The sequence below is a fragment of the Saccharopolyspora sp. NPDC002686 genome (assembly GCF_040295745.1).
GTDB lineage: Bacteria > Actinomycetota > Actinomycetes > Mycobacteriales > Pseudonocardiaceae > Saccharopolyspora > Saccharopolyspora oryzae.
Map to the genome: position 1 here is coordinate 1 of NZ_JBEOVY010000389.1, position 6,730 is coordinate 6,730.

At 69.8% G+C, this 6,730-nt stretch carries 6 protein-coding genes; 3 read left to right on the forward strand and 3 right to left on the reverse strand.

The window, feature by feature from the left end; all coding sequences use genetic code 11:
• Window positions 1-241: 241 nt before the first annotated feature.
• A complete protein-coding gene (locus tag ABTZ89_RS33355; protein ID WP_270952770.1) occupies window positions 242-1,594 on the reverse strand; it encodes a hypothetical protein in 1,353 nt (450 codons plus the stop codon).
• A 225-nt stretch (window positions 1,595-1,819) separates the two neighbouring features.
• On the opposite strand from ABTZ89_RS33355, the gene ABTZ89_RS33360 reads away from it, so the two are divergent.
• Together ABTZ89_RS33360 and msrA are read left to right on the forward strand one after the other, a co-directional pair.
• Window positions 1,820-3,709, forward strand: a complete 1,890-nt coding sequence (locus ABTZ89_RS33360) for an acyltransferase family protein (protein WP_351052308.1) — start codon at window positions 1,820-1,822, stop codon at window positions 3,707-3,709.
• Window positions 3,710-3,730: 21 nt separating this feature from the next.
• Entirely contained in the window at window positions 3,731-4,399 is a 669-nt protein-coding gene (msrA, locus tag ABTZ89_RS33365) for a peptide-methionine (S)-S-oxide reductase MsrA (RefSeq protein WP_351052311.1), read from the forward strand.
• Window positions 4,400-4,405: 6 nt separating this feature from the next.
• Here the strand turns inward: msrA and ABTZ89_RS33370 are convergent, their stop codons facing one another.
• Both ABTZ89_RS33370 and ABTZ89_RS33375 read right to left on the reverse strand, forming a co-directional pair.
• Window positions 4,406-5,023, reverse strand: coding sequence for a maleylpyruvate isomerase family mycothiol-dependent enzyme (locus tag ABTZ89_RS33370; protein WP_270952767.1), 618 nt, complete (start codon window positions 5,021-5,023; stop codon window positions 4,406-4,408).
• Between the two features lie 75 nt (window positions 5,024-5,098).
• Window positions 5,099-5,662, reverse strand: coding sequence for a hypothetical protein (locus tag ABTZ89_RS33375; RefSeq protein WP_351052314.1), 564 nt, complete (start codon window positions 5,660-5,662; stop codon window positions 5,099-5,101).
• 478 nt (window positions 5,663-6,140) lie between these two features.
• On the opposite strand from ABTZ89_RS33375, the gene ABTZ89_RS33380 reads away from it, so the two are divergent.
• Window positions 6,141-6,272 (forward strand): hypothetical protein, encoded by a 132-nt coding sequence (locus tag ABTZ89_RS33380; protein ID WP_270952765.1) that lies wholly within the window; start codon window positions 6,141-6,143, stop codon window positions 6,270-6,272.
• Window positions 6,273-6,730: the final 458 nt, after the last annotated feature.

The following is a 6,730-nucleotide window of genomic DNA, read 5'->3' on the forward strand; positions in this document are numbered from 1 at the left end:
GGCGTGTCGGGACCCGGACGTGCGGACACACCGGCGCAGCGGGTCCCGACACACCGGCGCATGTGGACAGGTCGTCCTGGCTGTGGAGAACTTCCGCAATTTCAATGGAAATCAGAGGTCCGATTTCCATTGAATTTGCGTCAGGCACCTGCGGGAGGCCGGGTGCGTCCGGTGTGGACTTGGGAAGCGAACGGCCCGTTCACCTCGGTAGATGAGGTGAACGGGCCGTTCGGTTCGTTCGTCAGTCGCGGACGGTCGGCGGGGTGTGGGCGAGCTGCTGCTCGAGCACCGACTTGAAGGTCTGCTGGGCGTTGTCGCCGGTCACGTCGAGGATCACGACCCAGCCGTGCGCCACGTACGCGGTGCGGAAGGTGCTGCCGGTGGAGACCACCTGCACGCCCTTGTACGACAGGTCCTCCGAGACGGCCAGGCCCTGCTGCGCGTCGATGTACTTCTCCGACACGGTCTTCGCCGCGTCCTGGCTCGGCATCCGCAGCGCGAGCAGCGTGACCTTCGGCGGGCCGTCGGTCCCGTTGAACCAGCCGTCGGACAGGCCGTTCTGGAGCGCGGTGTCCAGCACCGGCTTCGGCTGCAGCAGACCGGCCTTGTGGCCCTCCAGCGCCGGCACGTCCAGCGCCCCGTTCCACGGGTGCGGCGCGCCCTGCAGACCGACCAGCACGTCCTGCGGGTTGGCCGGCGGGTTGGGGTTGGCCGCGGGCGGTTCGGGCAGTTCCTTGGTCGGCGGAGGCGGCGGGGCCTGCTCGGTGGTCTCCTGCTCGGCGGTGTTGTTCGTGCTGTCGCCACCGCTGGTGAGGTAGAAGATCAGCGCGACGACCAGGCCGACCACCAGCACACCGCCGATGGACAGCCCGGCGATCAGCTTGCCCTTGCCGGACTTGCCCGCGTTGTCGAACACCTCGGGTCCCTGCCGCATCCAGGACGCGTCGCCGTGCTCCGGCGGCCCGCCGGGCAGGTCGTCGCCCCACGGGGTGCCGGTGTTCTCGACCGCGCCCCAACCCTGCTGCGGACCCCACTGCGGCTGCTGCGGCGCCGGCCACTGCTGCTGGACGGGCTGTTGGACGGGCTGCTGCTGGTTGAGGTTGACGACCTGGGTGCTCTCGGAGTCGTTCGCGGGCGGCGTCTGCGATGCGTTCGCGAGCGGGTTCGGCACGACCTGCGTGGCCTCGCCGGAAGCGGCGGGCTGCGGCTGGTTCGGCTGCTGCTGGGCCTGCTGCTGCGCGCCCTGCGCGGCGGCATCTCCCCAGCTGAACGCGGGCGGGAACGGGTTCGCCTGCTGCGGCTGCTGCGGGAATCCGCCGGATGGCGTGCCCGGCTGCTGCTGCGGGAATCCGCCGGACGGCGTGCCCGGCTGCTGCTGCGGAACGCCACCGGACGGCGTGCCCGGCTGCTGCTGCGGCAGCTCGCCCGACGGCGGATTGGGCTGCTGCTGCGGGAATCCGCCGGACGCAGGCCCGTTCTGCCCGTCCTGGGCCCGGCCGAGCACGGCGTCTCGTCGCTGCCGGTACTCCTCGGCGGAAATCCGTCCAGCCGCGAGTTCGGCGTCGAGATTCTGCAGCTCGTCTTGCCAGGTCACGATGCGCCCTTTCCCGGAATGTTCAGCGAACGCCCCCACATGCGATCGATCGCCATTCTGGCACCCGCTCGGGGGGATGCGGGGCACCGGCCGGATAACGATCGAGCGCCTGCTCTGGTCGTGGTGAGCACTACGAGGTAATGGGTCCCGAACCGCCGCGCCCCCAGCTAGGCTACGCAGCGTTGTGCTGGCTGGCGGGGGCCTTGACTTGATGGGGTGATCTGGGTGGGTGATGCGCGGGTCGTGCACACCCGTCCGGAGTTGTTCGCCGAACCGCATCACGGCTTCGCCTGGATCCGCATGATCGGCGCGCTGGCGGTGATCTACGGGCACAGCTCGCCGCTCGCCGGCACGGGTCTGCTGTTCTCCGAGGACTGGGCGCTGCAGCCCGACGAAGGCGTCCTCATGGGGTTCTTCGCGATGAGCGGCTTCCAGATCACGGAGAGCTGGGTCCGCGACCCCCACCTGGGGCGGTTCGCCGCGAAGCGGGTCCTCCGCCTGTGGCCGCCGATGCTCACCGTGACCTTGGCGATGGCGCTGATCATCGGCCCGCTGGTCACCACCCTGACGGCCGGCGAGTACTTCGCCGCGCACGGCACCTGGGGCTACATCGTCAACAACGCGGGCCTGCTCACCCTCAAGCACGAGCTGCCCGGCGTCTTCGTGGACAACCCGTGGCCGAACGCGGTGAACGGTTCGCTGTGGACGCTGCCGATGGAGCTGATCGCCTACACGGGCCTGTTCCTGCTGCTGGCGCTCGGCGCGGGCCGGCACAAGTACCGCTGGCTGACGGTGGTCGCGCTCGTCGCGCTGGTCATCTGGGACCGCCACCTGGAGCAGATCCCCGGCCCGGAGTCGGCGGGTTCGCTGCTCAGCGTCCCGGTCGAGTCGCTGGTCGCGTTCCTGGTCGCGTTCGCCTTCGGCGTGGTGCTCAACCTCTACCGGATCCCGCTGTCGCCGCTGGCCGGGGTCGCCGGGCTCGTGGTGATGGCACTGATGCCCAACAGCATCGCGGCGTCGTTCCTGATGGTCTTCGCGGTCAGCTACGCGGTGGTGCTGGCCGGGCACTTCTGGCCGGCGAAGCTGACCGTCCCGGGCGTGTGGGTCAACGGCAGCTACGGCGTGTACGTCTGGGGCTTCCCGATCCAGCAGCTGCTGGCCATGGCCGGGGTCCGCAACGAGTGGCTGATGCTGATCTGCGCGGCCCCGCTGGCGTACGTGATCGGCACCTTGTCGTGGAAGTTCATCGAGGACCCGACGATGAAGCTCCGCCACTACCTGACTCCAGCGGCACCGAAGAAGGCCGACGAGGACCGGGCGGAGGAGGACGAGCCGGACGACGAGACCGGCGAGGACGACCTCCCGGCGCCCGACGCGACCACGAAGGTCACCCCGGTCGGCCGCCCGGCCCGCCGCCGCCCCACCTCGTCCCGCGCCGGAGACGACGCCCCCGCTGACGAGGAGCCGCCGCGCCGCGCCAGGCCGGTCGATGCGAAGCGGAACGGCGCCCGCCGGGTGGAGCCGAATCCCGCCGCTGAGCTCGGCGAACCGGCTCGGAACAACGGTGCTCGGCCGAGCGAGGACACCGTCCAACCCCGCAGGAGCGCGGGCGAGGAGACCCAGTGGACCGAGCCGCCGCGCCGCGCCAGGCCGGTGGAGCCGAACCCCGCCGCCCGACCGCCCGAGGACGTCGACAACGCCAGACCGGGCAGGAGGCGCGCGGAAGCCAGGCCGAACCCGCCCGGACCGGCCCAGCCGCGCCGCGACATCGAACCGAACGGCGTCAACCAGCCGACCAACGGCACCCCGGTGCCGAACGGAGTCCGCCCACCCCGGCGCAACGGCGCACCGCAGCAACCGCCCGCGCCCGTCCGGAACGGCGCGGTGCCCCAGCGTCCGATCGACGCCTCGCGCCGCCGTCCGGCCCCGGCCCCGGCCCCGGAGGAGTCGGCGCTGTCCAAGCGCCTCTCCGGCGAGGTGGAACCCCAGCAACCTCCCGCTGCCCGCCCCCGCCCACCGGTCCGCCGCGGGACGGGGCGCCACGCGCGCCCGGAACCCCCGCAGGTCCCGGAGGAGGAGACCCGGCCCCATCCCAGGTACCAGGACCGCCGCTGAGCGGCGCGTACCCTCGGGACCATGGCGCTTTTCGGTGACAAGACGAGGCTGATCGACGAATCGACGGCCCTGCCTGGCAGGCAGACCCCGCTGCCGGTGGCCGAGCACCACGCGGTGCACCCGGATCGCCGGATCGTCCCGCCGTTCCCGGAGGGCTACGAGACGGCGGTCGTCGGCATGGGCTGCTTCTGGGGCGCGGAGCGCGCCTTCTGGCAGACCGAGGGAGTGTGGACCACGGCGGTCGGCTACGCGGGCGGCTACACCCCGAACCCGACGTACGAAGAGGTCTGCTCCGGCCGCACCGGCCACGCCGAGGTGGTCCTGGCGGTCTTCGACCCGAAGGTGATCACCTACACCCAGCTCCTCAAGGTCTTCTGGGAGAACCACGACCCGACCCAGGGCATGCGCCAGGGCAACGACATCGGGACCCAGTACCGCTCGGCGATCTACGCCACCGACGAGGCCCAGCTGGCGGAAGCGGAAGCCAGCCGCCTGGCCTTCCAGGCGGCCCTGACGGACGCGGGTCGCGGCGAGATCACCACGGAGATCGCCCCGCTCAAGGCCTTCTACTACGCGGAGACCTACCACCAGCAGTACCTGAGCGACGCCAAGAACCCCAACGGCTACTGCGGCCTGGCGGGCACCGGAGTTTCCTGCCCGATCGGCACCGGAGTCACCACCCAGGACTGAGCCGGCTCAGCGGGCGCGGAGCGCTGCGACGCCTTCGCCTTCGAGGTCGTCGCAGTACGCCGTGCGCCCGACCATCGCCATCGTGAGCGCCAAGGTGCTCCCGGTGACGAGCTTCCCCTCGCCGGTGCTGAACGGACCGTCGTCCGCGACGAGCCGCAGGCCACCGATCCGGCCCTTGGCCAGGACGACCAGATCGGTGCTGGCGTAGTGCTCGGCGACCTGCGTGATCGCGGCGATCGGGTGGTCGCGGTGGATGCCCAGCGGCCGCCGGATGTCTTCGCCGTGCACGATCACCTCCCCGAGCATCGACACCACCGGGATCGGCGGTTTCGTCCTGCTGGGGATGGCGCGGCGGAACCTCTCGAGCGTTTCGGCTCCGTCGGCCCCCATCTGCTCGGCCAAGCGCATGGCGACCTGCGCGTCGAAGTCGAACCGGCACCGGATCACCCCGGCCAGCCACCGCACCGGGTTGAGCGTCGCTCCGGCGGTGATGTGGGCGAGCACCTCCCGCACGGTCAACCCGTCGCACAACGACGGTGTCGTCCACTCCTCGTCCAGCTCTGAAAGATCAGCCGCAAGAGCTGCTCGTTCAGCCTCGACCAACGACCACAGCGCACCAGTCATACCGAGTTCTCCACCTCATCAAAGGACCGCGTCTCCCAATGGACCCCGAGGACACCGGAGATTCATCGCTGGTCGTCACTCGGGTCGGCCGGCGGTGGCGAGGAGGTCCTCGGCCACCTGGTGGGCCACTGCTTCGAGGTGGGGTGCTGGGCCGGGGGCGGTGTAGCGGACTGCGACCGTCATGTTGGCCCGCGCCGCCACCAGCTGGACGTCCCGCGGGGAGCGGATGAGGACGGCTCGGGCGTCGAGGTCCGGTGCGGAGGCGGCGCCCGGCTCCAGTTCGAGGTAGTCGAGGAAGTCGTCGACGTAGGTGGTGTCCGGGCGGGTTTCGCGGTCGAACTCGACCGCCATCTCGACGTGCAGCCGAGTCCGCTGCTCGCCGCGCACGCGCCACTGGCACTTCGAGCTGGGCCGCTGGCCTTCGGCGTCGTGGCGCTCGTCGTGGATCTCGGCGTCGCCCGGCTCGAACGCCTTCCGGAGGGCCTGTGCTGAGACCGCCTCGCAGGTGTTCGGCACGCCCGCATAACCGGGCGCCGAGCTGGAGGGGAGCAGGTACCTGGCCACGACGAGCCCGCCGGCGATGGCGAGCAACGGCAGACCAAGCCCCACCAACCGCCGCACCCGAGAGCGAGCGGACACGCAGCACCTCCCGGACGACAACGCGTTCTCCGGGGAGGAGTTTATCGACGAATCACCCGATCCAGGGATGACTCAACCAAGCTCACCAACACGCGGCCCCAGACAGCGTGAGTGGCGATGGCGGCTCTCACCACCATCGCCACTCACACGCCCGGAAAAGGTGAACGAAACAACCCCACGGGGGCCTATTCGCGCAAAATGCATCCGGAAACTCGAACCCGAAAATGATGCGCAACCACACGCGCGGAGAAAGCGCAATTCAAAAGCGCTGAAGAGCGAGAACGGAGTGCCGCACCCACCGCCGAATGCGGCACTCCGCGTCCATCAACCGTCCTGGCCCTGAACGCTTTCGCCCTGAGCGTGGCTCTCGGCCCAACCGCTCCCGTGGACGAAACTGGACGAGGAACCGCCCTGAGCAGCCCCGCCCTGAGCAGCCCCGCCCTGACCGCCCTGCCCACTGCCCCCATCCCGAGCAGAAGTGCTGCTGGTGGTGCTCATGTGGGAAGACGTGGTGGTGCTGGACGTGCTGGAGCTGGTCCCACTGCCCTGGGTGGACGTGTACCGGTGGTTGCTGCTCTGCCAGGTGAGAGTCTCCGAAGACCCCGGGTGAAAGTAGGGATCCCCGACGGCACTGGCGACACCACCACCGCACATCCCGAGAGCCCCAACGGCCAACAAGCCAACGACAACCCGACGCATGGAGAAACCTCCGAACAACGAGAACAAGGCACCTAAAAGAAGATCACACCCTACCAACCCCCGCCCCCCGCAAAACAAAAGTTCCCAATTTCGAGCGAACAAAAAAAGATCAAAAACCAAAACCCAAGCAGAACCCCACCCCTACCCCCACACCAACGCGAAGCCCACACCAACGCCCACACCCGCACCCACCCGCTCCACCAGAGCCCACCTCGACGGCCGAAGGCCGGAGCACTCCTCGAACGGCTGGTCCCCAACCCAGGCCGGGTACGCCACCCATCGCAAGGAGCAAGCGAATGGCAACCCCCGCACCGTGGGGGGCTTGGGGGGTTCGAACCCCCCCAAAAAAATGGCGAAGGAGCCGAGGCC

What these genes read in the sequence shown, in the direction of transcription:
- msrA (WP_351052311.1), top strand. Translation starts at nt 3,731, where the DNA reads ATGGCGCTTTTCGGTGACAAGACGAGGCTGATCGACGAATCGACGGCC.
- ABTZ89_RS33370 (WP_270952767.1), bottom strand. Translation starts at nt 5,023, where the DNA reads ATGACTGGTGCGCTGTGGTCGTTGGTCGAGGCTGAACGAGCAGCTCTT.